The 285-nt window shown below is 42.8% G+C and carries 1 pseudogene; it reads left to right on the top strand.

The features are described 5' to 3' along the window. Positions 1 to 8: 8 nt before the first annotated feature. Positions 9 to 285: pseudogene (locus AOA60_RS23735) on the top strand (class I tRNA ligase family protein); the annotation flags it as partial.

Genomic DNA, 285 nt, shown 5'->3' with positions numbered 1-285 from the left:
TTAAGGATATGCAACGCAACTGGATTGGTCGTTCGGAAGGGGCAGATGTTACTTTTGACATCGCGGAGACTGAACACTCGATCACCGTGTTCACAACACGACCTGATACGCTTTTCGGTGCTACTTACCTTGTATTGGCTCCAGAACATAAATTAGTTTCTGAAATTGTTTCTGAGGAACAACGTGATGCTGTAGAAGCATATCAAAACAAGGTAGCTACAAAGAGTGATCTAGAACGTACCGAGCTTTCTAAAGAAAAAACAGGGGTGTTTACTGGTGGATATG

The sequence above is a fragment of the Pseudomonas sp. 2822-17 genome (assembly GCF_002742485.1).
Lineage (GTDB): Bacteria > Pseudomonadota > Gammaproteobacteria > Pseudomonadales > Pseudomonadaceae > Aquipseudomonas > Aquipseudomonas cyclaminis.
The sequence above is the reverse complement of the archived record's forward strand: the minus strand, read 5'-3'. Positions and strand labels throughout refer to the sequence as shown.